Raw genomic sequence first — 25,957 nt, 5'->3', positions numbered from 1 at the left:
AATAGTAAAGACACAGAAACCAGTACAAACTACCCACTAAAGACGTATTTAAATGAGCAAGCAAAATAAAAACATTGATAAAGAGTTTCGGCTATCATCTTGGGCCATTGACAATCCGTCTGTGATCTATGTGATGATCGGGCTGTTCTTGTACATTGGTTTCCTGGGCTACCAAGCCATGCCAAGGGAAGATTATCCGGAAATTGTAGAGACCAAAATCTATGTAAGCACGCCCTACCCTGGCAATACCGCCGAAGATATCGAAAGATTGATAACGGACCCCTTGGAAGACCGCCTAAAGAACGTGAGCAATGTAGTGGAAACCATCTCTACCTCCCAAGAAGACTATTCCATTATTACGGTAGAGTTTGATGAAGATATTACGGTGGAACAGGCAAAACAAAAGGTAAAGGATGAAGTGGATGGCGAAAAAGCCGGAGAAGACTGGCCCACCTTTAATGGAGCCAAAGTAGAACCCAACGTATTCGACTTAAATTTGGCCGAATCCTTTCCTATAATGAACGTGAATTTTACCGGTGACTATCCAGTAGAAAAACTGAAAGAATTTGCAGAGTATTTAGAAGATCAGATAGAAAACCTGCCAGAAATCAAAGAAGTGGATATCCGTGGAGCACAGGAAAAAGAGGTAGAAGTTGCCGTGGACATCTACAAAATGATGGCCGCTAAAATTAGTTTTCAAGATGTGATCAGTGCCATTGCCAATGGCAATACCACCCTTTCGGCGGGGAATATTAAAACATCGGAACAAAGAAGGACCATTAGGGTCTTGGGGGAAATAGAAGACCCCAAAGAACTGGAAAATTTTGTGGTAAAATCTGAAAATGGTGCCGTTTACCTTAAAGATATTGCCAAAGTCACCTTTGAAGAGGAAGATAAGACTACCTATGCCCGTGAATTTGGGAATAGCGTGGTAATGCTGGACATTAAAAAACGTTCTGGCAAAAATACCATTGCCGCCACCAAAAGAATAAGGGAGCTTATTCAAGAGGCACAGGCAACCTATTATCCCGCAGATTTGAACATTTCCGTGGCCAATGATTCTTCTGATCGCACCTTAAACCAAGTAGATGACCTTGTAAACAATATCATTTTTGGGATTCTTTTGGTGGTTACGGTTCTAATGTTCTTTTTAGGATTTAGAAACGCACTGTTCGTAGGGTTTGCCATACCCATGTCCATGTTTATGTCCTTTATGATTTTGAACCTGTTGGGATACACCCTAAATACCATGATCTTGTTTGGGATGATCATGGGACTTGGGATGCTGGTAGATAATGGTATCGTGGTGGTGGAGAATGTCTATCGGCTTATGAGCGAGGGCATGTCCAGAACCGAAGCTGCAAAAAAGGGGATTGGTGAAATAGCTTTCCCCATTATCATTTCTACAGTGACCACGGTGGCGGCCTTTGTTCCATTGGGGCTCTGGCCAGGTATTTTTGGGCAGTTTATGATCTTCTTTCCCATAACCCTCTCGGTAGTATTGGGCTCTTCTTTATTTGTGGCCATTTTCATGAACTCTATGTTGGTGTCCCAATTTATGGAGTTGGGGGAAAAAGAACTGCCCGTAAAAAAACTTATTCGCACCACCAGTATTATGGGCGGCATTGGCCTGTTTGTTCTCCTTGTGGGCGGAGCCTATCGTGGTTTGGGTACCTTAATGATCGTAACGGCCATTATGTTTTGGGTCTACAAGTACGTGCTTAAAAAATGGGCAAGACGGTTTCAAGAAAATACCATGGTACGGTTTGAGAATTTTTATGAAAAACAAATCACCCATGCGCTACGAGGCAAGAACGTCTATTGGTATTTTGGACTTACCGCACTGCTATTGGTGGGGACCTTTATGCTTTTTGGAATGTCATTGGGCTCTGGAAGGACCAAGGTGGAATTTTTTCCGGATAACACCCCCAATGAAATTTATGTGTATATAGAATATCCAGAAGGAACATCGATTGAAAAAACCAACCATCTCACCAAACGTATTGAGGAACGTGTCTATGGCGTGGTCAATAGAGATACCTATACCAATGGCGATCACAACTATCTCGTGGAATCTGCGGTTTCACAAGTTGGGGAAGGGGCCGGAAACCCACAGACGGATGGAGGTTCCGCGGCAGAAATGCCACATCGTGGCAAAGTAACGGTATCCATGAGGGAATACAAATATAGAAACGGACTGGATACAGAGGAGCTGCGGGGTGCCATTCAAGAAGAACTTACTGGGGTATACCCAGGGGTGTCCATTTCCGTGGAGAAAAATGCGGATGGCCCTCCGGCTGGGTACCCGGTAAACATTGAGCTGGAAGGTAAGGATTATGACGAGCTTATCACCGTAGGGGAGAACATCAGAAATTACTTAAACACCAAAAACATTGCTTACATAGAAGAATTAAAGCTAGATGTCAATAAAAGCAAACCTTCCATGCAAGTATTGGTAGACCGCGAAAAAGCCGGGGAACTTGGGGTTGCCGTGGGTCAGGTAGGGCAGCAGTTAAGACGCTCCCTATTTGGTGAAAAAGCTGGGGTCTATAAAAAAGACGGGGAAGACTACGACATTAACGTACGTTTTAACAGCAATTTACGGTACGACAAGAATGCCCTATTCAATCAGAACATTATCTTCAGGGATCAAGCAACTGGTAAAATCAAGGAAATTCCCGTATCCTCCGTGGCCACCCAAAAGAATTCATCGGGCTTTAGTGCCATCAAACATAAAAATGGAAATCGTGTTGTGACCGTCTATTCCGGATTAAAAGCGGGTGGAAACCCAGCAGCCGTTGTAGAAAAGGTGAAACAGGCAATGGAAAACTATGATGGTATTCCGCCTGGGGTCAACGTGGATTATACAGGTGAGATAGAAGAGCAGAACAAGCAAATGCAATTTTTGGTCGGGGCTTTTTTCTCTGGTTTGGGACTTATAATGCTTATCCTAATTTTTCAATTTGGGGGCATCTCCAAACCATTGATCATCATGATTGCCATTTTTCTAAGTTTCATCGGTGTTTTTGGAGGCCTAATGATTACTGGTTGGCCCTTTGTTATTTTAATGACCATGATGGGAATCATTTCCTTGGCAGGTATTGTGGTAAATAATGGGGTAGTACTGCTAGATTATACCCAAATACTCATAGACCGTAGAAAAGTGGCCCTTGGGCTTGACGATAAAGCGCTGCTTTCCATGGAAGAGGCAACAGATATCATCATTAAGGGTGGAAAAGCCCGTTTACGTCCGGTAATCCTAACGGCAATCACCACAGTATTAGGTTTAATTCCGTTGGCCATTGGACTGAACATTGACTTTTTCTCGCTATTTTCCAACTTTGACCCCAATATTTATATGGGCGGTGATAATGTGATTTTCTGGGGGCCCCTTGCTTGGACGGTTATTTTTGGCCTCATTGTGGCCACTTTTTTAACGCTGATCATAGTCCCAGTGCTGTTCAATATTGTCTATCGTATTAAGGTAGGCTTGCAGCGCGGCAAAAGAACGGTCCTAGAATCAAAGCCAATCGCAGACCAGGCGGCTTAAACAAAAGGAGCTTTGTTCAAAAGGGAACTTTTGCACAAATAGAGCGGCGTCATACAACTGTTACCTAAGGCTAAGGCCAAAGAAGGTGGCGAATGGGTATTTTGATTGTAGGTTGCTGCAAATTTAGGTATGTACATGCGTCTCAATAAATTTTGGGAAAGCGTATAGCAAACCCAAACATTTTGAACGATAAAAGCCCCCAAATGTCTTGAGGGCTTTTTTCTTTTAGAGTATAAAGCCCCATTAAACAAAGGCTTGGTGCTCACTATTTACCCAAAAACCTATGGTAACAGGTAAAGAATAAAGTTGATTTATGACCAACTTTAAATGCTCCTCTGCAGATGGTTAAACGCATCTGGTTCTTAAAAAAGGAAAGTTGTACCCCATACCACTAGCATGCAATAAAAGGCTGACGGCCTTTATGGGCAGGCTAATCCAAGGCTTTTTAGCCTCTAACCAGACGAAGGAAAATGTTGGATTCCATCAATACTATGAACTTAAAGGTACCAGTTTTTATTACTAAATTTCAGTCCCAATAGATGATTTAAGGACTTTAGCACATTACTAAATATGCACATAATTTGGAACTATGGTATCAACAGAGGCAAAATTAAAGGAACGCGTAAAAGAGCTCACTTGTCTGTATGAGGTTACTTCCATTATCGTTAACTCAGATTATGACCAACTCCATACCTCTTTAGAAGCTATTTTATATTGCTTAAAAAGGGGGTGGCAGTTTAATGAAGATGCAGAGGCCAGTTTAACGGCCAGTGGTTACGAGGTACGGACCGATAATTATGATATAGACAGGGTAACCCTAACTTCTGACATAAAGGTTTTTAATAAAGTTGATGGACAAATTACGATTGGCTATCCAGCAGGCAAGTATAAATTGACCGATTTTCTTGCCGAGGAACAGACCCTCCTAAACAACATAAGTCTTGCAGTGGGTAACCTATTGGAGCGTAAACAGATACGGGACAGTGAAGCGGCCACACGCAGACAAATGGAACGTGCGGACCGTCTGCACATTTTGGGTGAAATAACGGCAGGCATTGCGCATGAACTCAACACCCCATTAGCCAATATATTGGGGTTTGCAGAACTTTTAAAGGAAAAAGTGAAAAATGAGGACAATGTCCGTGACCTCCAAAAAATCATGGACAATACCATTTTTAGCAGGGAAATCGTAAAAAAACTGATGTTCTTTGCTTGTGAAATGCCACAAGAGATGAAGGTCGTGGAGCTTATCCCAACCGTGGAAAATGTGCTAAAACTCTTAAAACCTCAGCTAGGGGCAAAAAATATTCAACTAAAAAAAACATTCACGGAAAAACCAATCTTCTTACGGGCAGACACCGTACAATTGACCCAAGTACTCTTTAACCTTATCATGAATGCTGCTTATTATTCCCCCGAAGGAGGAACCATAAAAATTGACATTTCTCAAAAGGGACAGCACATACACATTACAATCTCTGACCAAGGGGTGGGCATCGACCCCAAATTGGCAGAAAAAGTGTTTGAACCCTTTTTCACGACCAAGCCCATCGGTGATGGTTCAGGCTTGGGACTAAGCGTGGTCCACGGTATCATCAGTAGCCATAAGGGCACCATAGCCCATACACCAAATGACCCAAAAGGAACCATTTTTACCATCAATTTGCCTAAATTGTGAACATGACCCTACGCAAGGAAAATATTTTAATCGTTGACGATGACATCCACATCCTAGAACTTCTACAACGACACCTGCGGTCATTGGACTACCATACTTTTAAGGCAGTTTCCGTCAAAGAGGCGCTTTTTATCTTAAAGGACACCTTTATAGACCTTTTAATAACGGACATTCAAATGCCAGAAGTAGACGGATTACAGTTGCTCAAATTCACCAACGAGCATTACCCGGACATCCCTAAGTTAGTGGTCACGGGCTATCCCTCCGTAACTGGTGCACTAGAAACCTTCAAGTCTGGTGCGGTGGACTATTTAACCAAACCCTTTACCAAGGAAGAATTAAGGCTGGCCGTGGCAAAAGCCGTCACCAACCAGCATGGAAAATCCCAAACAAGGAAGGTCCAAAAAGCACCGACCCAAACTAAATACGGGGATATGGTAGGGGCATCAGGGAGTTTTCAGAAAGTTACCAATATCATTGATCGGGTCAAGGATAATAAAGCCACTGTGCTTATTAAAGGGGAAAGCGGCACTGGAAAGGAACTAGTTGCACGCGCCATCCACTATACAGGCAAATTTTCCCGTGCTCCTTTTATAGCGGTCAACTGCGGGGCAATACCAGAAAACCTGCAGGAGGCGGAGCTTTTTGGATATATCAAAGGTGCCTTTACAGGTGCCAATGAAAATCGTAATGGCTTCTTTCAAGCTGCACAGGGTGGAACACTGTTTTTGGATGAAATAGGCACGGCTTCCCTAGCGGTACAGACCAAGCTACTGCGTGCTTTACAAGAGAAGGAAATCACAAAAGTTGGTTCCCAAAAACCAGAAAAAGTGGACATCCGAATCATTGCGGCTACCAATGCGGACCTAATGGAGAATATAAAAAATAAAGACTTCCGGGAAGACCTCTATTACAGGTTGACCGTGGTAGAAATCACAGTCCCGCCATTACGCGAACGCAAATCCGATATTCCCTTATTGGTAGATAAATTTTTGCTAAAATATGGTGTTGAATACAAAGACCGGTTACTAAAGATTTCTCCCGAAGCACTATCAGTTTTGGAACGTCATCATTGGCCAGGAAATATACGGGAACTAGAAAATAGCATACAGCGCGCTGTAATTATGGCTGATGGGCTTATTGGAGTGAAAGACCTTCCTGATTATCTAAAATACGAAATTGAGTTTCCCCAAACAGGCTTTGTCCCTCTAAAAGTCATGGAAAAAGAATATGTAAAACGTGTATTGCTACATACTCAGGGCAATAAGACAAAGGCTGCCAAAATACTCCAGATCGATCGTAAGACCTTACGGGACAAACTTCACTAGACCTGGTAATTTTCTCCCCAAATGGGGATTTTCTCTCCACCCCAAAAAATCCTTATATAAAATTCATAAGAATATATATTCTGATTATCAGTATGTTATGTTTTTTGGCACACTTTAGTTTTATCTAGGCACCACTTTTGCCATTTAAAGGATGAAACAAAATATTTACCATGGTAGTCTTTATACCAACATTCATAAATCTTGGAAAAAGCCGCAGGAAGGATAGGGACAATCATAGTCAAAAAATATCGGACAAAAGGAAACAAAATTCTAATTCTAGAAAAAAAAGAAATGAAACACGGTAATCTTGTTTTTAGTGCTGGGGATTTCTTGATGATAAAAAAGTATCAGAAAGACTTTTTGGTCTATGAGGATTATTCCCATAAGAACAGCCTAGACCTGCTTAATGAGCATATGTTGGAGGCAATGGTGTTGGAGGCCAATGACATGCCGTCACACATTGTACAAATGTATGCCCACATTACCGTAAAATGCACATTGGGCTGGGAAGATACCTTTCAACTGGTTGCACCTTGTGAAGAGAATATTAAGGAGAACAAAGTATCGGTTATCAGCAGTCTGGGTGCTTCCGTCATAGGTTTGGCAGAAGGTGATAAAGTTACTATTGGCCTTCCTGGCAGCAGAATACATTTAACCATTACCAACGTACAGCAAGCCAAATCAAAAGTAATACCATTCATTCCCAAAGAAGAGCTAAAAAAATTAGTGTTAAAAAGAAAACATAATCTGTTAACCTTAAATATGTAGTCATGATGAAATATGCAATTGCCTTTTTATTTTCAATTAGCGTGCTCAATGCACAGGATAATGTAAACGTAGTGCCGCAAGATGTAGAAGTAGGAGATGTCTTTGAAATAGGAAAACCTGAAACAAACATGTACCAACACATTAAATTTCCAAAGCCCAATTTTATCATCAAGAAAGGTGGTAACGCCAATTATAAACGTGTTGAAGGTAAAAAAGTGGTAGTTACGGATGTAAAGGAAAGAAAAGATGGCACCACAAGGATAAAAATAACACCTACCGATGGAGGGCGCTTTTTTGAAACCCACAGTGTTGTAAACGCTGATTTTCTAAAAGCACTGGAATCAGGAGAACTGATGCCATTATAGCTGATTTTGGTTGGTGGATGCTACCCATCCGCAGCCCTCATAAAGATTTGCTCAAAAACAGGGGTGAGCGGGTGGGATTTTGCTGATTACACCAAAATAGAGTGCATTTAAGACAACAATAAAATTTAGAAACCATGTTAATAAAACCAAGAGTTACCCAACGTATACAGACTGGCCTTATTTTGGCCATGGCCTTTCTTTTGGTCCTAGGCTCCAACAGGCTAGACCAAAAGCATTTTTCTACCGTCCAAAATACGGTGAACTCGGTATACAAGGACAGAGTAGTGGTGCAGGACATCATATACCGTATCAATAACCTCTTCCATAAAAAAGAATTGCGTTTTATCCGTAACGGGAATTTTACTGACATGGTGAAGGAAAATAAAGAAATAGATGAACTCTTGTTAAACTTTGGTGGCACCAAGCTTACCCAAAATGAGTCGCGACTCCTCACTACTTTAAACCAACAATTTTCTAAAATACAGGAACTGGAAGGGAAAGTGGCCAATCCGACGGCTGATTTTGAGGCAGATTTGGGCATTGTGGGTATTAAAACCCTTAAAGAAATGCAAAAAAACCTTGATGCACTTGCTGCCATACAACTTTCGGAAAGTGAGCAGTTGACGGAACTTTCCAACAAGTCACTGGGTATGAATATAATGCTTTCCAAACTTGAGGTGGGCTTTTTAATACTTTTTGGAGCGGCCATGATTTTTATGATTTTTTACCCAAAGCCCAAGGTTGAGCTTGCACCGGAAAACTAAGCCTACGATGTCAAAAAAAATATTTGTAATGAAAACCAGAGAATATGCCCGTAGTATATGTTCTACTTGCAGACACTTAGTGCTGTGTTGCTTATCCAAGGATAAAACCAAGGTGAGCTCTTGTAGTGAATATGTCCATACTTTAGAAAAATTGCCGCCCGTATCCACCAATGAAGAAACTACTATTTTCAGTATACGAGAACGCAAAAACGACAACAAAGAATTGATACTAAACTAGAAATAATGACAACATTGACACAAAGACCAAAAAAGGCCCATAAGCAGGGTATGCTAGACAACGTTATGCGCCAATTTGACCATGCGGCCGATATGGTAGGGTTGAATCCAAACATCAGAAAAATTTTGGAGGTAACCAATAATGAGCTAGTGGTTCATTTTCCCGTACGTATGGATAATGGTGCCGTGGAGATATTCACGGGCTACCGGGTACAGCACAATAATGCCTTGGGGCCATACAAAGGTGGTCTTCGCTACCACCCCACGGTAGATATTGACGCGGCGCGCGCCCTAGCAATGTGGATGACATGGAAAACCTCTTTGGCCGGACTGCCGTATGGCGGTGCCAAAGGTGGTATCCAATTAAATCCGGAAAAATATTCACAAGAAGAATTACAGCGTATCACACGGAGGTTCACCTATGCCCTTGGGGACAATATTGGTCCTGAACTGGATATCCCGGCACCGGACGTAAATACCAATCCCCAGACCATGGCCTGGATTTTAGACACTTATATGAGTACAAAACCACCCGCGGAACGCTCCACCAACATGCATGTGGTAACCGGTAAGCCAATTGGTGCTGGCGGTTCCGAAGGTAGGGATAGGGCCACGGGGTACGGGGTCTTCCTAACCATCAAATTTTGGGCAGAGCAAAAGAAAGTGGCCTTAAAGCACAAGAAATTTATAGTACAAGGTTTTGGAAACGTAGGATATTGGGCCGCCCACTTTTTAGAAAAGGAAGGGGCCATCATGACTGCGGTACAGGATGCCTATGGAAGCATCGTAAACGATGAAGGCATTCCCGTTGAAAAACTATTGGAATATTCAAAGGCCAACAACGGCAGCATCCAAGGCTTCTCAGGGGCAAGAACTATAAACAATTCTGATTTCTTTGGTCTTGATTGTGATGTTTGTGTCCCGGCTGCACTAGGAAACCAAATTACGGCCAAAAACGCAAAAAAGATAAAAGCTTATCTCATCGCCGAAGGCGCCAACGGCCCAACGGACGTGGAAGCAGAGGAAATATTATTAAAAAAAGGTATTGACATCATTCCAGATATCACGTGCAACTCAGGAGGGGTCATAGGCAGTTATTTTGAATGGCTACAAAACAAAAACAGTGAAATATGGCAGTTAGAGGAGGTAATGGCCAAACTAGAGAAAAAGATGCACGAATCTTTTGTAAAAGTCTTTAGGACCTCACAGGAAAGAAACGTGGATATGCGAACAGCAGCTTTTATGATTGCCATTGAACGTTTAGAGCAAGCATATGTGCAAAGGGGCATCTTTCCCTAAACCATGAGCGTTTGATATAAGGGGCTTCCGCCCTCTGGAGCGGAAGCCTTTAAACCCAAAGAAATTAAAGCCATGATATACCAACGCAACCGTGATGGTTCATGGTAAAATAAACCGGTTTTTGAACGGATAAGATTAGCTATACATAAAAATTAAAATCAACAGATGAAATACGGAAGTTTGGTCATTGAAAAAAAGGAATACGTACTGTTAAAGCGTTTGATGAACCTTTCTGGTTTTTACAAGGATGATGTCCTACGCAAATCCATCTCAAAACTATCCGCAGAACTGGAAACAGCCCACATCCTGGACGAATCGGAAATGCCGATAGATGTAGTAAGACTCCATTCAGAGACTACCGTAACTTCCAAGACGGGTTGGCAAAAGACATTTCAATTGGTCATGCCCAAAGACAGTGACTTTAAAGCAGATAAAATTTCCATTATTACCCCTATGGGTTCTGCCGTAATAGGATACGCAAAAGGGGACACTATAGTTTGGGACTTTCCATCGGGAAAACAGCAATTGATGATAGAAAACGTAGTTCAGGGAAAAAAACACATTAACCTAGACATGGTACTTTAACCAGTGAAGACTTGTAGAACATACAATGATTAATGTAAAATGGAAGAAACAAAAGTTACAAAAACAAATAGCTTTCACAATGGGGCCATGGTCAATGACCAAAAAAAGGATATTGCCAATTGGTGGAAAACCCTTGCGTATATCCAAGACGATTTTATTAAGCTGCTCGCCCCTACGCCAAGGAATATGGAAGTGCAAGGGCTTTATCAAGAAATGATGAGCTTGCAACGGGAAAATAAACTACTATTGCGCTCCTTAAACATCTACCGCTCATCATTGGAAAAGGCAATAGAATGCGACACCACTGATTGTGACGCTTTTTTTATAAAGAACCATCAAATGTTGAAAAACAAGTACCAGCGTCATATAAACAATTACAAGGCATTAAAATTAAAGGTTTAACAGACCTGATAGTGAGTAACTGTTTGACCAGAACCGTTGACCCTATTTAAATAACTTTATAAAAAAGGTAAAATGTTCAAAAGAGGCACTAAATTATACAGCATATGCACCGGCTCTTGTCCCAAATGCCACAAGGACAGTATGTACATTAATAAGAATCCCTATTACTTGTCCACGGTATACAAAATGCATGAATACTGTGCCTCATGCGGACTAAAATTTAAGATGGAGCCTTCATTTTTCTTTGGGGCGATGTACGTAAGCTACGCACTTGGCACCGCCTTAGGTGTTGGTGGTTTTATAGTGTCGCAGTATGTGTTTCAACTTTCCCTATTGGGCTCGTTCTTTACCATTATAGGCATATTGGTCCTTCTCATGCCTGTTATTATGCGGTTGGCTCGGAACATTTGGATAAACTTTTTTATCAATTTTGAAAAAGACCCAAGCTTGGTAGAAAGACCAAAGTAAGCCTTCCTGTATCTCAAATAGACTTTAAGCCAAGGTGTTAACCTCATTATTGTGCATACTTTGGCCCCATATTTAGTTTCATTTACCGTGAATATATGGATATTCCCGTCTTGGTGATAGCATGGACGTTTCAGCTTACAATGCTTCACTTTAAAGCGTCTATTGGGCGTTGGCAAGAACAGGATTTTCCTAAGGGCTAGATGACCAAACCCTACATAGTAAAATAAAAAAGCCCCCAAATGTCTTGAGGGCTTTTATATGCTGAAACTACAGGTATATTACTTATTCACGGCAACCACCTCAGCTTGATTCCAGTTTTTTACGTAAGCGATTTGATTGTCTTCAAAATCAACTTCTTTTAAAATAGCATCTTTCCAAAAAAACCATTTCCCAGTTCGGATGCCATGGGCATATTTTCCGGTAGCTAATTTTTTTCCTTCTTGGTTGTACATATACCACTGTCCATGCAGTTTGCCCTCTAACAAATATCCCGTTTGGGCAACCGTTCCATTATCATGGAAATACGTGGCTTTTACCATTTTACCTTCTTTTTCAAAATTTGGCTTCATCTTTTGGGCAAAAGTCACCACTGAAAACAACAACGCTATTAATAAAATTCCCTTCTTCATCATTATATTTTTAATTCACAATTCCCTTACACTAACGTAACAAATATAGCATTTATTTTACATCAAATACTTATTTAACTAACATTTACATAACATTAAATTTACATTAAACCCATAAGTAGTTGTTTTTAAGCTTATTAATAGATTAGTAAAGTTGTTGTTTTTTCGATGAGTTACCTTCTATTTTACTTGTAATCCGATACAAATAGTCATATTCAAGCCTTTAAAATGGCTGGTAATAGATGTTTTAGTTACCATAAGAACTAATTACCTTTGCAACTTATTTATGTGGAAATGTACAGAACTACGACATGTGGCGCCTTGGGGGCTACAGCGATTGATACAGAAGTAATATTGAGTGGGTGGGTGCACAAACTACGGGACAAGGGTTTTGTGGTTTGGATAGATCTTAGGGACCGCTACGGAATTACCCAATTGGTCTTTGATGCAGAGCGAAGCTCCAAGGAATTATTGGAACAAGCCCGGTCTTTGGGGCGCGAAACCGTAATTAAAGTTAAGGGGCAAGTGATTGAGCGTGCTTCCAAAAACCCGAATATTTCCACCGGTGACATTGAGGTTTTGGTTTCTGAACTTAAGGTTCTCAACACCTCATTACTCCCCCCGTTTACCATTGAAGATGATACTGACGGTGGTGAGGACATTAGAATGAAATACCGGTATTTGGATATTAGACGAAATCCGGTTAAGAACAACCTGATGTTTAGGCACAAGGTATCCATGGAGGTACGCAAATACCTATCGGACCAAGGGTTTATAGATGTTGAAACACCATATTTAATTAAATCCACCCCTGAGGGCGCCCGTGACTTTTTGGTTCCCAGCCGTATGAACCAAGGTCAGTTTTACGCCCTTCCACAATCGCCACAGACCTTTAAACAACTACTCATGGTGGGTGGCATGGACAAGTATTTTCAAATCGTAAAGTGTTTTAGGGATGAAGACCTACGTGCCGACCGGCAGCCGGAATTCACCCAAATAGACTGCGAAATGGCCTTTGTGGAACAAGAGGATATATTAAACACCTTTGAGGGGCTTACCAAACATTTGCTGCTGGAAATTAAAGGGGTAGAGGTACAGGATTTTCCGCGAATCACCTATGATGAGGCCATGGCCCGTTATGGCAATGACAAGCCAGACATTCGTTTTGGTATGGAGTTCGGGGAGTTGAATGCCGTTGCACAGCACAAGGATTTTAAGGTATTCAACACCGCCCAATTGGTGGTAGGGATAGCCGTACCCGGTGGTAACGCATACAGCAGAAAGGAAATTGATAAGTTAATCGACTGGGTCAAACGTCCACAAGTTGGCGCACAAGGAATGGTATATTGCCGTTGTAATGACGATGGTTCCTTTAAATCCTCTGTCGATAAATTTTATGACCAAGGAGATTTAGCACAGTGGGCCAATGCAACCGGTGCCAAACCAGGTGATTTAATTTGTATCCTCTCTGGAGAAACCAATAAGGTTAGAGCGCAAATGAGTGCGCTCCGAATGGAAATGGCAGAACGTTTAGGATTGCGCAAAGCTGATGAATTTGCGCCCCTTTGGGTAATTGACTTTCCATTGTTGGAACTGGATGAAGAAACCGGGCACTACCACGCCATGCACCACCCCTTCACCTCACCAAAACCTGGACAATTACAACTCCTGGACACTGATCTGGGCGCCGTTAAGGCAAACGCCTATGATTTGGTATTGAACGGGAACGAAATTGGTGGTGGTTCCATTCGTATCCATGATAAAGAGACCCAAGCCATTATGTTCAAACATCTGGGCTTTACGGAGGAGGAAGCCAAAGCACAGTTCGGCTTTCTTATGGATGCCTTTCAGTACGGTGCCCCACCACATGGCGGTATCGCTTTTGGTTTGGATAGGTTGGTCGCTATTCTGGGCGGACAGGAGACCATTAGGGATTTTATTGCTTTCCCTAAGAACAACAGCGGTAGGGATGTGATGATTGATGCCCCTGCAACCATCGATAACGATCAATTAAAAGAACTACATTTAAAGTTGGACCATAAGTCTTAGGCAAATTAGAATGCTTACGATTGGCCTCCTAAAAAAGTGCCGTTAATTTAAGGGTTGTAGTGAAGCACAGTGTATTCTGGCCGCACGGAACCTGCTTGCAGACGGGCAAGGAATCCCACCCAAACCTGCTTGGCTAAACCTGCATAAGAGAATAGCGAACACCACCTTCTGATATTTAAAGGCGTGGCCGCAGACCCCCAAACGTGGGTTCCCATGAGAGGCTACCTATACCTTCTTTTTTACCGCGATTACCGCAAGGCCATTGCAGATTTTAATGCCTCTGATACCTTGACCCCTTTTCTGGATTATCCCCAGGGGCACAGTGTGGATTATTGGAGGGGAATCGCCTATTTGGGTTTAAAGGACTATAAGAATTCCATCGCCTATTGGAACAAACACATCGCCAAAGAAACCAAGGATTCTGGCGAAGATTGGGTAGAATTGGAAGCCTTCCTGTATAGGGGCATTGCCCAGTAATAAGCTGGTCATCCCCAAAAGGCATTGGAAAATTTTGACAAACTTCTTGGCTACTATAGCACCTCCGCGGAAACAACATATTATTACGCCAAAATTCTTTTGGAAAATGGGGACTTGGACCAGGGGTTAAGGTTTTTGGAGGAGGCCAAGGAAGACCTTGAAAACAAATATGCCATTTACCATGATTATGTAGAGATGCCTTACCAAATCTACTTATCAGACCTAGAAGCGCTTAAATCTGAAATAATGCGCTAATTTTGGTCCAGTGTTTTAGATATTTAGAGGAAGACACCGCAATTAGCGAAACTCCATCTTAAAAAAACGCTTTGAACGCCGTACCAAAATGCCCAACACCAAAACGTACGTAAAACAATTCTTAAAATGGAGGTATAAACATATCTCCAACAAGACCTTTGTACAATTGATGAGCGTTGTGGTAGGCTTATTGGCCGGGTTAGCTGCCGTAACCTTAAAGAACCTCACGTATTTTATAGAGTCGCTTTTAGGGAAGGCCATTGTCTTCTCTGACTACCAACTGTATTTTATCCTGCCCATTGTGGGGCTTACCTTGGTTTATCTTTACACCAAATTCATCAACAAGCACCCCATATCGCAGGCAATACCTTCCATACTACTTTCGTTGTCCAAACACAAAGGACTGCTATCCATTAGAAAAACGTATACCCCTTTATTGACTGCGCCTTTGACGGTTGGTTTTGGTGGCTCCGTGGGGTTGTTAGGGCCGGCGGTAAAATCCGGGGCGGCCATAAGTTCCAACCTAAGTCGGTTTTTACATATTGATGTTAAAACGCGCTCCCTCTTGATTGCTTGCGCATCGGCAGGTGCCATTTCCAGCATTTTCCAATCGCCCATTGCGGCCATTATTTTTGCGGTTGAGGTATTTAGTCTGGATTTGACCATGCTTTCCGTTTTACCCCTGTTATTGGCATCTATTTCCGGGGTGCTTACCTCCTATTTTTTCTTGGGAAATGAAGCCCTTTTTAATTTTTCGCTGACCGAAGATTTTCAATTGGGCGATGTGCCATTCTATATTTTACTGGGGGTGGGCACCGGTTTTTCCTCCATTTACTTTACCAAGATGTATTTTGCCATTTTTAAATTCTTTAAGCGGTTTCGCAGTCCTAAATACAAATTGTTGGTGGGCGGACTGACCATTGGTGTTATGCTGTACTTTATTCCGCCACTATATGGTGAAGGTTTTGGTTTTATCAATAATTTATTGGACGGCAATCATATTGAGGCACTGGGAAAAACTCCTTTTGATGCGTTTTTGGACAACATTTGGGTGGTTATTGCCCTACTTTTTGGTATTACCGTTTTTAAGGCCATTGCCATGACAACTACTTTGGCCGCAGGGGGCGCCGGTGGGGTCTTTATCCCCACGATGGTGATGGGAAGTGCCTTGGGTAATGCCGTGGCCAAGGCCATCAATAACCTTGGATTGGGCTTAGGGGTCTCGGAAAGCAATTTTACCCTCATTGGGATGGCCGGACTCATTGCAGGGGTTATCCATGCCCCATTGACCGCCATTTTCTTGATTGCGGAAATTACCGGTGGTTATGAGCTCTTTATTCCTTTGATGATTACCGCCAGTATTTCCTTTTTAATTACCAAAAACTTCTTGGACCATACCATCTATACCAAGGAACTGGCAAAGAAGGGCGCACTGTTGACGCACAATAAAGATCAGGCCGTTCTAACCTTAATGGAGTTAGATGATGTACTAGAAACCAATTTTAAAAGCGTTTCCCCAGAAATGACCCTCGGTGAAATGCTCATGAAATCCGTAGCAAAATCTACACGTAACATCTATCCGGTGTTGGACGGTGAGAATAAAATAGTTGGTATTGTTTTGTTGGATGATATTAGGGAATTTATGTTTAACAAAGACCTATACGATACTACTTTTGTAAAGGATGTCATGCACGCTGCACCAGAATATATATTTTACGCCGAAGACTCCATGAAACAGGTGATGCAAAAATTTCAGGACAGCGGTGCATGGAACCTGCCCGTGGTCCAGAATGGAAAGTATATGGGCTTTGTGTCCAAATCAAAACTATTAACGGCCTATCGCAGAAAACTAATCAATTATACCCCATGAAAATTAAAATGAAATATGTGGTGATTGCTGTGGTGCTAGCTTCCTTTGCAGCCATTATCTACGGCTTTATCTTAAAAGAGGAGAATGAGTCGTTGGCCCATAAATATATAGGGTCTGGCACCATAGGTCTTTTTTTGGTGGCCATGCCCCTATTTTTGATCAAAGAGAGCCAAGGCAAGCAAATGAAAGACTATATGCTTACCAAAGAAAATATTGAAAAAATGAACAAGCGGGAAAAAGAGCAGGAATCCAGAAAGTAACCCAAGGCTAATTCAAATTCCTCCGCTGAATAAAAAAGCGTTTTAGAAGTGTGGCGGACTCCTTTCCCATGATACCGCCCACCACTTGGGTTTTTGGATGCAAGCTGGTCCCCATGGCGGTAAAACCCCGCTCTGTATCTGCTGCACCGTACACAATCTTGGAAATTTGACTCCAGTACAAGGCACCTGCACACATCTGGCAGGGTTCTAATGTAACATAGAGCGTACATCCCGTCAAATATTTACCTCCCAAAAAATTGGTAGCGGAGGTAATGGCCTGCATTTCGGCATGTGCCGTCACATCGTTCAATCGCTCCGTTAGGTTATGCGCCCTACCGATAATACGATTTTTGACCACCACCAACGCGCCCACAGGCACCTCACCGCCGTCAAAAGCAATTTCTGCCTCCTCCAAGGCTTTTTTCATAAAGTACGTATCGTCGTAAGGATGTAAAAGTTCGCTCAACCAAGAGAAATTTAAGACTTTGGCAAAATTACCAAAGTCTTCACTTATAATAGGATTCCTTAGATAAAAACAACCTAAAAAAACGCTAATTGTTAGGCACAAAAATTGCCCTATACACAAAGGTTTCGCCCTCAACCACCTCAGTTTCCGTTAGAATCAGTTCATTGTTGACCACAACGGCCTCTACCCCATCAAAGTAAATCTCGCCGCCATCATAGGTTTGGTTTTCAGAGGCATCGAGCTCATTTTCATAGGCAAAGTCAACAATGGACAATCCATAATCTGCGGTGTAGGTCCATTTCCCAAGGTAGCGATCATAGAATTCCTCAACATCAGGTGCATATACTGCTTCACAAGATGCCGCGGTAGCGTCAAAATCCAGTACCTGTAGCCTTTCTATGTATTCCTCAAAATAATCGCCATTCTCCCTAAGGACCAATATCCAATCATTAATTTCGTATAGTTCTTCCAAAAAAGAACCCATGCTACCGTTGTCACAGGAAATTTGTGCAATATCAAATTCTTCTACCTCAATATCATTTTCAAAAACCCGGTCCATTTTCCATTCTCCAACCAATGTGGGGTTCCCGCCCCATGCAGACACATCTACACATCGCTCAACAATTTGGCTAATGTTATTGCTACTATCGTACAAACAAATTTCATAACAAAACCTCCCCGTTGGTACCGTTTCCCCAAAGAGCACCTCAATCTCTTCTTCGCCCACTTGTTTGGACAGCAACGTATTAATGGCCACTCCCCTATTGAGCTTGTTTTTTCTATCCTTTACAGCTTTCTTACCGGTAGTAAATGGAACATTAAAATAACCATCGGCCGGTGAACCTGTTTCATCTTTAAACCGAATATACGCTCCTGTAACAGCGTCTTCTGAAGAGAAATCTATAACAAAACCCGTATCCAAATAACCAGGCTGGTCTGTAGCATTTATGTCAAAATCCAAGGTGCCGGAGGCGTGCCCGTTATTCTTGTAGCGCCAACAATACTTATCCCGGAATCAATATTCTGCAATGGAATGCTTGGATCATCAGGAACCTCAGCGCTGTCATCATCCGTAGGGTCCCCAGTTTGTTCCATTTCCTCTTCTGGGTTCTCCTGGGTATCATCCCCAGAACAGGCATTGAACAATACCAAACCCAACAAAAACAACATAAATAACGGTAATTTTCTCATTTTAAACTCATTTAAGATTGCAAGTTAAACGGTACTAGGTAACTAGACCATACCTACAACTAGGTAATTTTATGGTAAGACCCACCAAAAACCGGGTTTTCCCTTTGCTGTGGGGAGCTAAAACCATTGTTTTATTTGCTGCTCAGGTAACCGCTAGAAACGGCAACAAAGGGAACGGGAGGTATAATTTAGTTGCTTATTGTGCACCTGATACAGGTATGCGGGGCGGAGGTTTCGGTATGAATAATCCTCCATCCAATCAGGTTTCTGGTCTGGATGACCAATGAGCACCTTATATTTTAAGACAAACCGTTTTTAAACGTCTTGGATATTGGGATATCATCACCGTTTAATAGGATAACCACCTTGTTCGTTACCTGCTTTATAAAATTGGAATTCACGATATAACTACGATGGCTCTGCACAAAATTTGGAGGCAATTCTTGTTTAATTTCCCTTAACTTCCCCCTTACCAAATGTTGTTTCCCTGTATTTAAAAACAACTTAAGGTAGTGGTCTTCTGCCTTTATGTACATCAAATCCGAAATGTATATCTTGGTCTTGTCCTTTAATACAATGTGGTTTTTGATTACCAATTGTTTTAGCTCATCTAACCGTTGTAAGGTTTCCGATTGCTCCTCTATAAGGCTTCTGGATTTTGAAAAATAGCGTCTGTACAGCCAAAAAGCTATGAACGACACCGCCAACAGCATCAGTAAGATAAAAATAAGAAGCTGCATTCTAATGCCCAACACCTCGTTCTGGACCTGGATAGTGCTAAGGCTTTGTTGCACATCATGCAGCCGGTACTCCTTATCTATCTTCTTCATGGCTAGTGCCTTTTTAATTTGCTGCTGCCTTTTTTCCTCCATGTTAGCGGCTTTTAGAAAGAACAGAGCACTGTCTTTTTGCCGTAAACTATCATAGGCCTTTGACAACCAACTTAATCTGGCGCGTCTTACGTAAGGCACCTTATAAATGGCCGGGGCGTTGCCTAGTTTCCGTAGCCTATGAATGGCCCGTACATAGTTTTTAAGCTGAAAATGCTCTACCGCAATATTAAACCCACAGGAAACGATAGCCTGTTCCGCGATACCGCTCGGGACTTTTTGATATTGCTCAATTGCTTTTTTATATTGTATTATAGCACCGGGGGTGTCTTGCAAAAAATTGGCATGAACAATACCTAAAGACTGGAAATAGCGGCCCTTGATAAAATCATTATCGGGCAAATTATCCTGTAGGCCTTTATAGTCTTTAATTGTTCTTTTTAAAACAGAATCTGTGGTGCCATTGGCTTTTTGAAATACAAAGAGCGACTTAAAATAGCTTAACCAAAATTGATGTTCTTGGTTAAAAATGCCCTTTGAATAGTCTGCCAAAAAGTTGGAGGCAACATCTTCCGTCCGCTCCGGATTATTCAATAGCTGTTCTCCCAACCTTTGAAAAACATAGGCAACCAGCCGGTGTTCACCAAAATTTTTAGCTTTGTACAATGCTTTTGTCCCATAATCAAAAGCCAAACTATCTTCCTCTTGAAGTGCGTGCCACTTCATGCCATTAAGAAGGTGAAGGATGGCAGCACCCTTATTTTTTAAATCTACATTCTTGAAGCTAAAATCATGTGGGAGTGAATCTGACAAAAACAGAAAACTGTGATACCGCATGGGTCTCCGTAACGTTTTAGGTAATTGGGCCTCTTTTATGAACGTGTTAACCTCCAAGGTATCATGTAATGCAACCGCTTGCACAAAATCAACAATGGTTTCATGGTAGCCCTTAACTCCATCTTGACCTAGACAAACGGTTGCACAACCAACCAATGTGAGCTGGCAATATAATTTTAAAAACAGGCTAGGAGTCTTCAATCAGAAGGAAAGGTTAACGGTACAAGCACGGTCTCCAAAGAGCGCCGGATCCTTATCTTTACGTTTATATTCTACGTAGTCTTTACCATCCCAAATCATTAAATGGAAATCTAATTTCGTATTCCGTTTTACATCCCGTATCGGGATTTTATAGTCACTGCCCAAACTAACAGCTTGGGTATCCGCAGCAATAGCTCTTATGAAGAGGTTAATATCCAAACGATGGGCCTCATAGCTTTTGGTGTTCACAGAGTCTATTTTTATGTTGGTTGTTTCCGGAAAAACAGTATGGCTCATAAAGTGTACGTTGGCATTATTGTACCTGTTTCCGCTAACTTTACCTTCAAATTTTCCAAGGATGCCAAAAGATAGGCTATCAGAAATTTCTAGGTGCACCAACTGGTAAGGGTTTAAAGTACTTAATCGCCCTCTAGAACGTACGGGTCTTACATCTACATTTAACGGAATATCATTTAGTTTTTTCACTTCAAGTTTTCCTTGGTCTGTAGTATGCCTAAATTGATAATTGGCATCAAACGCCGTGGAATCTTTTGTTTCTGCTGTATCCGTTGCTGAATCTGACTGGTTATTGTTTTGGCAAGCACCTAAAAGCAATAGGCCGCCGCTAATAACTAAAAAAATAGTGGTTTTCATAAAAGAAGTAATGATTGGTTGAGCTATAAATTTAAAAAGATTGTAAGAAGCACGTATCTAAATCATTAAAGAAAAAAGAATAACTTCCCGTACCCCCCTGAACCGGCCCTTGCGATAAATGTTCTTTCTATGGGTATCTACGGTATGTTTGGAGATGTAAAGCCTATCTGCAATTTCATAACTATTTAGACCTTTGGCAATAAGTTGAATAATTTCCAACTCCCTACCCGTAAATTCATTTTTTTGGACTTCCACTAGGTTGGCATCTTTCCAAAGCATATTTAAATTCGCTGTAATTTGTATCGCCATCACTGGACAAATGTTCATTGATTCTACCATGATTTAGTTTTGATTTGTAAATGGTAAAGGCGCCTTAACCAAAAATGTTTATGGTCCAAACATCGCTGATTATCAGTGGTTTTAAAAAAATATGTCGTGAAATACACTAGAAATAACGTGAAATGCGATATGGTTTTTTTAGCGCAGGGTATACTCTTGCACCATTCCCAGCAAACTACATGGCCATTTTGCCTAATTTTGACGTATGGAGTCCATACTGTCCCAAATAAATAGCCCCAAGGATGTAAAGCAACTGTCCGCATTACAATTGCGAAAGCTATGCCAGGAACTGCGTGAATTCATCATCCATATTGTTGCGGTGAAAGAAGGGCACCTTGGCGCTAGTTTAGGTGTGGTAGAACTTACGGTTGCTTTGCATTACGTGTTTGATGCCCCCAAGGACAAACTTATTTGGGACGTTGGCCACCAAGCCTACGGACATAAAATCTTAACCGGCCGGAAAGATATTTTTGATAGCAATAGACAATTGGGCGGTATTAGCGGCTTTCCCAAACGCAGTGAAAGCATCTATGACGATTTTGGGACGGGCCATAGTTCTACCTCTATCTCCGCTATTTTGGGGATGGCCATCGCAGCGCAACTTCAAGGAGAGGTTACAAGACAGCACATCGCCGTTATTGGAGATGCTTCCATTGCTAGCGGAATGGCCTTTGAAGGACTTAACCATCTAGGGGTCACCAAGGCCAACGTGTTGGTTGTTCTCAATGACAATGCCATTGGCATAGACCCCAGTGTGGGCGCGTTAAAAAAATACTTGACCAACGTAAAAAAAGGTACCGCAAAAGATGAGAATATCTTTGAATGCCTTAACCTATATTACTCGGGTCCCATGGATGGACACGATTTGGATAAGCTTTTAAGCGAGCTTAGACGGCTTAAAAATATACAAGGACCAAAATTACTGCACATCATCACCAAAAAAGGAAAAGGATTGCAACAGGCAGAAGAGGACCAGGTCGCCTACCACGCCCCAGGTAAATTTGATGTAAAAACCGGCCAAAGGCTTAAAAAAAACGCAACAGAACAGCCGCCTAAATACCAAGATGTTTTTGGCCATACGCTGGTAGAGCTCGCCCACAAAAATGAGCGTATTGTTGGCATTACCCCGGCCATGCCCACTGGGAGCTCCTTAAAGTTTATGATGGAAGCCATCCCCGATAGGGCCTTTGACGTAGGGATAGCAGAACAGCATGCCGTAACCTTGGCAGCCGGCATGGCTACCCAAGGTCTGATACCGTTCTGCAATGTCTATTCCACTTTTTTACAGCGCGCCTATGACCAGGTGATTCATGATGTGGCCTTACAAAACCTACCAGTGGTTTTTTGCCTGGACAGAGCGGGACTTGTTGGCCAAGATGGGCCTACCCATCATGGAGTTTTTGATTTGGCATATTTGAACTGCATCCCAAACATGACCATTTTTTCACCGATGAATGAAATGGAACTTAGGAATATCATGTACACCGCACAGTTGGGAATTTCTGGTCCTTTGGCCATTCGCTATCCACGTGGACATGGGGTACACTTGGACTGGAAAGCCCCGTTTAAGAGCATCAAATTTGGCAAGGGAAGAACCCTCAATATAGGAAATAGGGTGGCTTTTCTAACCCTGGGCCATATTGGTAACGGCATCGCAGAATTCCTGGGAACCATTGAAAATTCAGAAGCTTTTGGACATTATGATATGCGGTTTTTAAAACCCTTGGACACCCAATTGCTAGAGACTGTATTTAGTACCTATGACCATATTATTACGCTGGAAGATGGTTGTGAATTGGGCGGTTTTGGCAGTACTGTCACCTCCTACGCCAACAGGCAGGGCTATACCGGTAGCATAAAGGTATTTGCCATAAAGGATGAGTTTATAGAGCATGGCAGTGTAGAAGAATTGTATGATATTTGCGGTTTACATCGGCAAGCAATCACAACCTATCTTGAATCGATTTTATAGAAACATCGTATTTTTTGTTTTTACCCTTTTCCTTTCGGGGGGGCTTTCTGGGCAAGCAGGGGTTACGGATTCCCTGGCTGCACAAACTGCCGCGCCAGACACCATTGTCATCCGCTGGACACAAGAAAAAATCACCTTTATTCCAAGGGGGGTAAAACTGCGACGGCCAAGGATTTCCTTTAAAAACACAAAACCTCTGCTAGAACGTCCCAAAAGATTTACACCAATTTCATTTTGGGAAAAAGAGAACAGATTTGGCCTTAATGTTAACGAAGTAGCCTTTGTTAACTGGAACGCTGGTGGGGAAAATTCAGTTTCCGCCCTGGCCAATGTGCGTTTTGCCAGAAATTACAAGTTTAGATATATCAGTTGGGAAAACGAGCTACGGCTTAGGTACGGTATCAATGCCCAAGAAGGACGTGAACTCCGTAAGACCGAAGACCTTATTCGCTTGGCCTCCACATTTGGGTACCGCAGGGATACGCTATCCAATTGGTACTACTCTGCCAAGTTTAAGTTCAACACCCAATTTTCCAACGGATTTAAATATCCAAACCGGGAAAACCCAATTTCGCGGTTTATGGCCCCTGGCTATCTGTTTATGGGAGCGGGTACCTCCTTTATACCAGAAGACAAAAAATTTAATCTGTACATCTCGCCTTTCACACAAAAAGCGACGTTTGTTTTGGATGATGCCTTATCCGAACAGGGAGCTTTTGGGGTGGAAAAAGGGAAGCGTACTTTTATTGAACTAGGGTTTTTGGTAACCAATTCCTGGGATACCCAAGTGGCAAAAAACATTCAAATGAACCACCGTATCAGTTTATATACGGATTACCTACGAAGTTTTGGCAATATAGATTTGGACTGGGAACTTCAATTCACCTTTAAGGTCAACAAAAATGTGGAAGCCAATATTGGAACACATTTGATATATGATGATGACATTAAGTTTGATGAAGTGGTCGCAGATGATGGCACCGTAGTTGACGAAGGTGAACCGCGCTTGCAGTTTAAACAAATACTAGGTATTGGTTTTGGTTATAGCTTTTAAATGCCTACAGTTTTCTTCCCATGATAGTTTGATGCAAATGCACAGCGGCACTATCAGACAAACTTGCCACATAACAAGCGGCATTTAACAAGGTCCTATAGGTGCTAGACCCTCCGTTGCAGTATTCCTTGGGCAGGGTTTTCAATATAAGGGCATCATAACTGGTGGCCATTCCATTTTTCTGGTGCATAAGCGCACTAGTGACCACCTCTAGGATTTCTGCAATAATTTTATAGCCCGCCAACTCTTTCTCCAACACCTCATTGGATTGGTAAATATTGGAAACGCTCAACCCGATAATGTCATTGATTTGCGCCTCATACCTGCTTTTGTCCAACAGGGCAACCTCAAAATTTCCCGAAAGTATGTTGTTCTCATTTTCTTCAAAAACCCTAATGGCATCGTTGATCAAGGTATTAATGGCCAAAGCCCTTAAATAGCTCAACCGGTCCCGCATGGTTTCCAATTGGTTGTATTTTTTGGTGTTAATTCGGTCTTTCACCAACTTAATAAAATACTCAAGTGCATAATCCTCAGAAATTAGCCCAAGGTTAATGCCATCCTCAAAGTCAATAATGGTATAACAAATATCATCTGCAGCCTCCACCAAATAGGTCAACGGATGCCTATGGTACCGTAGGCTGTCGGCGCTTTGTTTTTGCAGCAGCCCTAACTCCTGGACCAAATCCTTAAAAATACCAACATCAGACTGGAAAAAACCAAACTTTTTATCCGAAATATGAGTCGAAGGTTTTAAGGGAAGTGACTCCTTGGGGTATTTCATAAAAGCACCTAAGGTGGCATAGCTTAGGCGCAGCCCTCCTTCTACCCCATTTCTGGATTCGGTCAATAATTTAAGCCCATTGGCGTTCCCTTCAAAATCCACAAGGTCCCGAAATTGTTTTTCGGTCATTTCAGTTTGATATTTGGCCCCGTTCCCCGACTCAAAAAAGGCTCCAATAGCCTTTTCACCACTATGCCCAAAAGGCGGATTACCAATATCATGCGCCAAAGAGGCGGCGGCAACAATAGCTCCAAAATCATTGAATTTATAGCCTAAATCCGTTTCCAATTCCGGATGCATCCCTAAAATCTTTTTTCCCGCAATACGCCCCAGACTTCTCCCTACCACGGAAACCTCCAAACTATGCGTTAAACGGGTGTGGACAAACTCACGGCTGGAGCCAACGGTAATGGGCATGGGCACCACCTGCGTCTTATCTTGCAAACTTCTAAAGGCAGAGGAGAAAATAATACGGTCATAGTCCACTTCAAAACCGAGTCGGGTCTCATCCTGTAATTTTCGCAGTCTTGGCTGGGTATCGCCAAAACGTTTTAAGGAAAGGAGTTGTTGCCAGTTCATGTTTACCATTTTAAGACCGTAAAACTAGGGTTTTATTTTCACTGCAATCCCATGGGCAAGCCAAAA

Annotated in this window: 25 protein-coding genes and 1 pseudogene; 18 read left to right on the top strand and 8 right to left on the bottom strand. The window is 42.1% G+C overall.

The genetic code is table 11. From position 1 onward, the window contains the following. Nucleotides 1-52 precede the first annotated feature (52 nt). The 11 genes from I595_RS07545 (at nucleotide 53) to I595_RS07495 (ending at nucleotide 11,444) form a co-directional block, all read left to right on the top strand. Complete coding sequence (locus tag I595_RS07545) at nucleotides 53-3,550, top strand: efflux RND transporter permease subunit (RefSeq protein WP_054558824.1); 3,498 nt, start codon at nucleotides 53-55, stop codon at nucleotides 3,548-3,550. Nucleotides 3,551-4,139: 589 nt separating this feature from the next. After that, the gene (locus I595_RS07535; RefSeq protein WP_054558822.1) at nucleotides 4,140-5,228 is read left to right on the top strand and encodes a sensor histidine kinase; all 1,089 of its coding nucleotides are present in this window, start codon (nucleotides 4,140-4,142) and stop codon (nucleotides 5,226-5,228) included. A 2-nt stretch (nucleotides 5,229-5,230) separates the two neighbouring features. Continuing rightward, entirely contained in the window at nucleotides 5,231-6,556 is a 1,326-nt protein-coding gene (locus tag I595_RS07530; protein WP_054558821.1) for a sigma-54-dependent transcriptional regulator, read from the top strand. Between the two features lie 291 nt (nucleotides 6,557-6,847). Continuing rightward, complete coding sequence (locus tag I595_RS07525; protein WP_157449683.1) at nucleotides 6,848-7,324, top strand: GreA/GreB family elongation factor; 477 nt, start codon at nucleotides 6,848-6,850, stop codon at nucleotides 7,322-7,324. A gap of 2 nt (nucleotides 7,325-7,326) precedes the next feature. Beyond that, nucleotides 7,327-7,689: a hypothetical protein gene (locus I595_RS07520; RefSeq protein ID WP_054558819.1), complete on the top strand. Its 363-nt coding sequence runs from the start codon at nucleotides 7,327-7,329 to the stop codon at nucleotides 7,687-7,689. A 134-nt stretch (nucleotides 7,690-7,823) separates the two neighbouring features. Further along, a complete protein-coding gene (locus I595_RS07515) occupies nucleotides 7,824-8,453 on the top strand; it encodes an MCP four helix bundle domain-containing protein (RefSeq protein ID WP_054558818.1) in 630 nt (209 codons plus the stop codon). 28 nt (nucleotides 8,454-8,481) lie between these two features. Next, nucleotides 8,482-8,691 carry a hypothetical protein gene (locus I595_RS17350; RefSeq protein WP_157449682.1) on the top strand — a complete coding sequence of 70 codons (210 nt, stop codon included), beginning with the start codon at nucleotides 8,482-8,484 and terminating at the stop codon, nucleotides 8,689-8,691. A gap of 5 nt (nucleotides 8,692-8,696) precedes the next feature. Continuing rightward, complete coding sequence (locus I595_RS07510) at nucleotides 8,697-9,989, top strand: Glu/Leu/Phe/Val family dehydrogenase (RefSeq protein ID WP_054558817.1); 1,293 nt, start codon at nucleotides 8,697-8,699, stop codon at nucleotides 9,987-9,989. Nucleotides 9,990-10,154: 165 nt separating this feature from the next. Next, nucleotides 10,155-10,574 (top strand): GreA/GreB family elongation factor, encoded by a 420-nt coding sequence (locus I595_RS07505; protein WP_054558816.1) that lies wholly within the window; start codon nucleotides 10,155-10,157, stop codon nucleotides 10,572-10,574. A gap of 39 nt (nucleotides 10,575-10,613) precedes the next feature. Then, nucleotides 10,614-10,976 (top strand): hypothetical protein, encoded by a 363-nt coding sequence (locus tag I595_RS07500; RefSeq protein WP_054558815.1) that lies wholly within the window; start codon nucleotides 10,614-10,616, stop codon nucleotides 10,974-10,976. A 72-nt stretch (nucleotides 10,977-11,048) separates the two neighbouring features. Next, nucleotides 11,049-11,444 (top strand): DUF983 domain-containing protein, encoded by a 396-nt coding sequence (locus I595_RS07495; protein WP_054558814.1) that lies wholly within the window; start codon nucleotides 11,049-11,051, stop codon nucleotides 11,442-11,444. Between the two features lie 278 nt (nucleotides 11,445-11,722). Here the strand turns inward: I595_RS07495 and I595_RS07490 are convergent, their stop codons facing one another. Then, on the bottom strand, nucleotides 11,723-12,073 hold the full coding sequence (locus tag I595_RS07490) for a toxin-antitoxin system YwqK family antitoxin (RefSeq protein ID WP_054559102.1): 351 nt from the start codon (nucleotides 12,071-12,073) through the stop codon (nucleotides 11,723-11,725). A gap of 294 nt (nucleotides 12,074-12,367) precedes the next feature. Between I595_RS07490 and aspS the strand changes: the two genes are divergently transcribed. From aspS to I595_RS07465, 5 genes and pseudogenes are all read left to right on the top strand, one after another. Further along, the gene (aspS, locus tag I595_RS07485; protein ID WP_054558813.1) at nucleotides 12,368-14,122 is read left to right on the top strand and encodes an aspartate--tRNA ligase; all 1,755 of its coding nucleotides are present in this window, start codon (nucleotides 12,368-12,370) and stop codon (nucleotides 14,120-14,122) included. A gap of 213 nt (nucleotides 14,123-14,335) precedes the next feature. Then, a complete protein-coding gene (locus tag I595_RS07480) occupies nucleotides 14,336-14,599 on the top strand; it encodes a tol-pal system YbgF family protein (RefSeq protein ID WP_157449681.1) in 264 nt (87 codons plus the stop codon). A 15-nt stretch (nucleotides 14,600-14,614) separates the two neighbouring features. Then, a pseudogene (locus I595_RS07475) lies at nucleotides 14,615-14,854 on the top strand (tetratricopeptide repeat protein); the annotation flags it as partial. A gap of 88 nt (nucleotides 14,855-14,942) precedes the next feature. Continuing rightward, nucleotides 14,943-16,724, top strand: coding sequence for a chloride channel protein (locus I595_RS07470; protein ID WP_054558810.1), 1,782 nt, complete (start codon nucleotides 14,943-14,945; stop codon nucleotides 16,722-16,724). Then, nucleotides 16,721-16,984 carry a hypothetical protein gene (locus I595_RS07465; RefSeq protein WP_054558809.1) on the top strand — a complete coding sequence of 88 codons (264 nt, stop codon included), beginning with the start codon at nucleotides 16,721-16,723 and terminating at the stop codon, nucleotides 16,982-16,984. Before I595_RS07470 ends, I595_RS07465 begins: the two co-directional genes overlap by 4 nt. Before the next feature lie 7 nt (nucleotides 16,985-16,991). Here I595_RS07465 and I595_RS07460 read toward each other — a convergent pair whose 3' ends face one another. The 6 genes from I595_RS07460 to I595_RS07430 all read right to left on the bottom strand — a co-directional run bounded on the left by I595_RS07460 (nucleotide 16,992) and on the right by I595_RS07430 (nucleotide 21,502). After that, nucleotides 16,992-17,450, bottom strand: coding sequence for a nucleoside deaminase (locus I595_RS07460; protein ID WP_262485531.1), 459 nt, complete (start codon nucleotides 17,448-17,450; stop codon nucleotides 16,992-16,994). 85 nt (nucleotides 17,451-17,535) lie between these two features. Continuing rightward, a complete protein-coding gene (locus I595_RS07455; RefSeq protein ID WP_054558807.1) occupies nucleotides 17,536-18,411 on the bottom strand; it encodes a hypothetical protein in 876 nt (291 codons plus the stop codon). Next, the gene (locus I595_RS07450; protein WP_157449680.1) at nucleotides 18,396-18,641 is read right to left on the bottom strand and encodes a hypothetical protein; all 246 of its coding nucleotides are present in this window, start codon (nucleotides 18,639-18,641) and stop codon (nucleotides 18,396-18,398) included. The genes I595_RS07455 and I595_RS07450 overlap by 16 nt, the downstream gene beginning before the upstream one ends. Nucleotides 18,642-18,940: 299 nt before the next feature. After that, on the bottom strand, nucleotides 18,941-20,509 hold the full coding sequence (locus I595_RS07440) for a LytR/AlgR family response regulator transcription factor (protein WP_157449679.1): 1,569 nt from the start codon (nucleotides 20,507-20,509) through the stop codon (nucleotides 18,941-18,943). Then, nucleotides 20,510-21,163 carry a hypothetical protein gene (locus I595_RS07435; protein ID WP_054558803.1) on the bottom strand — a complete coding sequence of 218 codons (654 nt, stop codon included), beginning with the start codon at nucleotides 21,161-21,163 and terminating at the stop codon, nucleotides 20,510-20,512. Between the two features lie 57 nt (nucleotides 21,164-21,220). Next, nucleotides 21,221-21,502: a response regulator transcription factor gene (locus tag I595_RS07430; RefSeq protein ID WP_054558802.1), complete on the bottom strand. Its 282-nt coding sequence runs from the start codon at nucleotides 21,500-21,502 to the stop codon at nucleotides 21,221-21,223. Between the two features lie 205 nt (nucleotides 21,503-21,707). Between I595_RS07430 and I595_RS07425 the strand changes: the two genes are divergently transcribed. Next, entirely contained in the window at nucleotides 21,708-23,474 is a 1,767-nt protein-coding gene (locus I595_RS07425; RefSeq protein ID WP_054558801.1) for a 1-deoxy-D-xylulose-5-phosphate synthase, read from the top strand. Next, complete coding sequence (locus tag I595_RS07420; RefSeq protein WP_316934161.1) at nucleotides 23,458-24,528, top strand: DUF3078 domain-containing protein; 1,071 nt, start codon at nucleotides 23,458-23,460, stop codon at nucleotides 24,526-24,528. Before I595_RS07425 ends, I595_RS07420 begins: the two co-directional genes overlap by 17 nt. 4 nt (nucleotides 24,529-24,532) lie before the next feature. On the opposite strand, the gene dgt is transcribed toward I595_RS07420, so the two are convergent. Then, complete coding sequence (gene dgt / locus I595_RS07415; protein WP_054559100.1) at nucleotides 24,533-25,891, bottom strand: dGTP triphosphohydrolase; 1,359 nt, start codon at nucleotides 25,889-25,891, stop codon at nucleotides 24,533-24,535. Nucleotides 25,892-25,957: the final 66 nt, after the last annotated feature.

This window comes from Croceitalea dokdonensis DOKDO 023, assembly GCF_001306415.1.
GTDB lineage: Bacteria > Bacteroidota > Bacteroidia > Flavobacteriales > Flavobacteriaceae > Croceitalea > Croceitalea dokdonensis.
The sequence above is the reverse complement of the archived record's forward strand: the minus strand, read 5'-3'. Positions and strand labels throughout refer to the sequence as shown.

Excerpts from the sequence above, each read along its gene's own strand:
- I595_RS07545 (WP_054558824.1), top strand. The coding sequence starts at position 53 with ATGAGCAAGCAAAATAAAAACATTGATAAAGAGTTTCGGCTATCATCT.
- I595_RS07535 (WP_054558822.1), top strand. The coding sequence starts at position 4,140 with ATGGTATCAACAGAGGCAAAATTAAAGGAACGCGTAAAAGAGCTCACT.
- I595_RS07530 (WP_054558821.1), top strand. The coding sequence starts at position 5,231 with ATGACCCTACGCAAGGAAAATATTTTAATCGTTGACGATGACATCCAC.
- I595_RS07525 (WP_157449683.1), top strand. The coding sequence starts at position 6,848 with ATGAAACACGGTAATCTTGTTTTTAGTGCTGGGGATTTCTTGATGATA.
- I595_RS07520 (WP_054558819.1), top strand. The coding sequence starts at position 7,327 with ATGATGAAATATGCAATTGCCTTTTTATTTTCAATTAGCGTGCTCAAT.
- I595_RS07515 (WP_054558818.1), top strand. The coding sequence starts at position 7,824 with ATGTTAATAAAACCAAGAGTTACCCAACGTATACAGACTGGCCTTATT.
- I595_RS17350 (WP_157449682.1), top strand. The coding sequence starts at position 8,482 with ATGAAAACCAGAGAATATGCCCGTAGTATATGTTCTACTTGCAGACAC.
- I595_RS07510 (WP_054558817.1), top strand. The coding sequence starts at position 8,697 with ATGACAACATTGACACAAAGACCAAAAAAGGCCCATAAGCAGGGTATG.
- I595_RS07505 (WP_054558816.1), top strand. The coding sequence starts at position 10,155 with ATGAAATACGGAAGTTTGGTCATTGAAAAAAAGGAATACGTACTGTTA.
- I595_RS07500 (WP_054558815.1), top strand. The coding sequence starts at position 10,614 with ATGGAAGAAACAAAAGTTACAAAAACAAATAGCTTTCACAATGGGGCC.
- I595_RS07495 (WP_054558814.1), top strand. The coding sequence starts at position 11,049 with ATGTTCAAAAGAGGCACTAAATTATACAGCATATGCACCGGCTCTTGT.
- I595_RS07490 (WP_054559102.1), bottom strand. The coding sequence starts at position 12,073 with ATGAAGAAGGGAATTTTATTAATAGCGTTGTTGTTTTCAGTGGTGACT.
- aspS (WP_054558813.1), top strand. The coding sequence starts at position 12,368 with ATGTACAGAACTACGACATGTGGCGCCTTGGGGGCTACAGCGATTGAT.
- I595_RS07480 (WP_157449681.1), top strand. The coding sequence starts at position 14,336 with ATGAGAGGCTACCTATACCTTCTTTTTTACCGCGATTACCGCAAGGCC.
- I595_RS07470 (WP_054558810.1), top strand. The coding sequence starts at position 14,943 with ATGCCCAACACCAAAACGTACGTAAAACAATTCTTAAAATGGAGGTAT.
- I595_RS07465 (WP_054558809.1), top strand. The coding sequence starts at position 16,721 with ATGAAAATTAAAATGAAATATGTGGTGATTGCTGTGGTGCTAGCTTCC.
- I595_RS07450 (WP_157449680.1), bottom strand. The coding sequence starts at position 18,641 with ATGAGAAAATTACCGTTATTTATGTTGTTTTTGTTGGGTTTGGTATTG.
- I595_RS07435 (WP_054558803.1), bottom strand. The coding sequence starts at position 21,163 with ATGAAAACCACTATTTTTTTAGTTATTAGCGGCGGCCTATTGCTTTTA.
- I595_RS07430 (WP_054558802.1), bottom strand. The coding sequence starts at position 21,502 with ATGGTAGAATCAATGAACATTTGTCCAGTGATGGCGATACAAATTACA.
- I595_RS07425 (WP_054558801.1), top strand. The coding sequence starts at position 21,708 with ATGGAGTCCATACTGTCCCAAATAAATAGCCCCAAGGATGTAAAGCAA.
- dgt (WP_054559100.1), bottom strand. The coding sequence starts at position 25,891 with ATGAACTGGCAACAACTCCTTTCCTTAAAACGTTTTGGCGATACCCAG.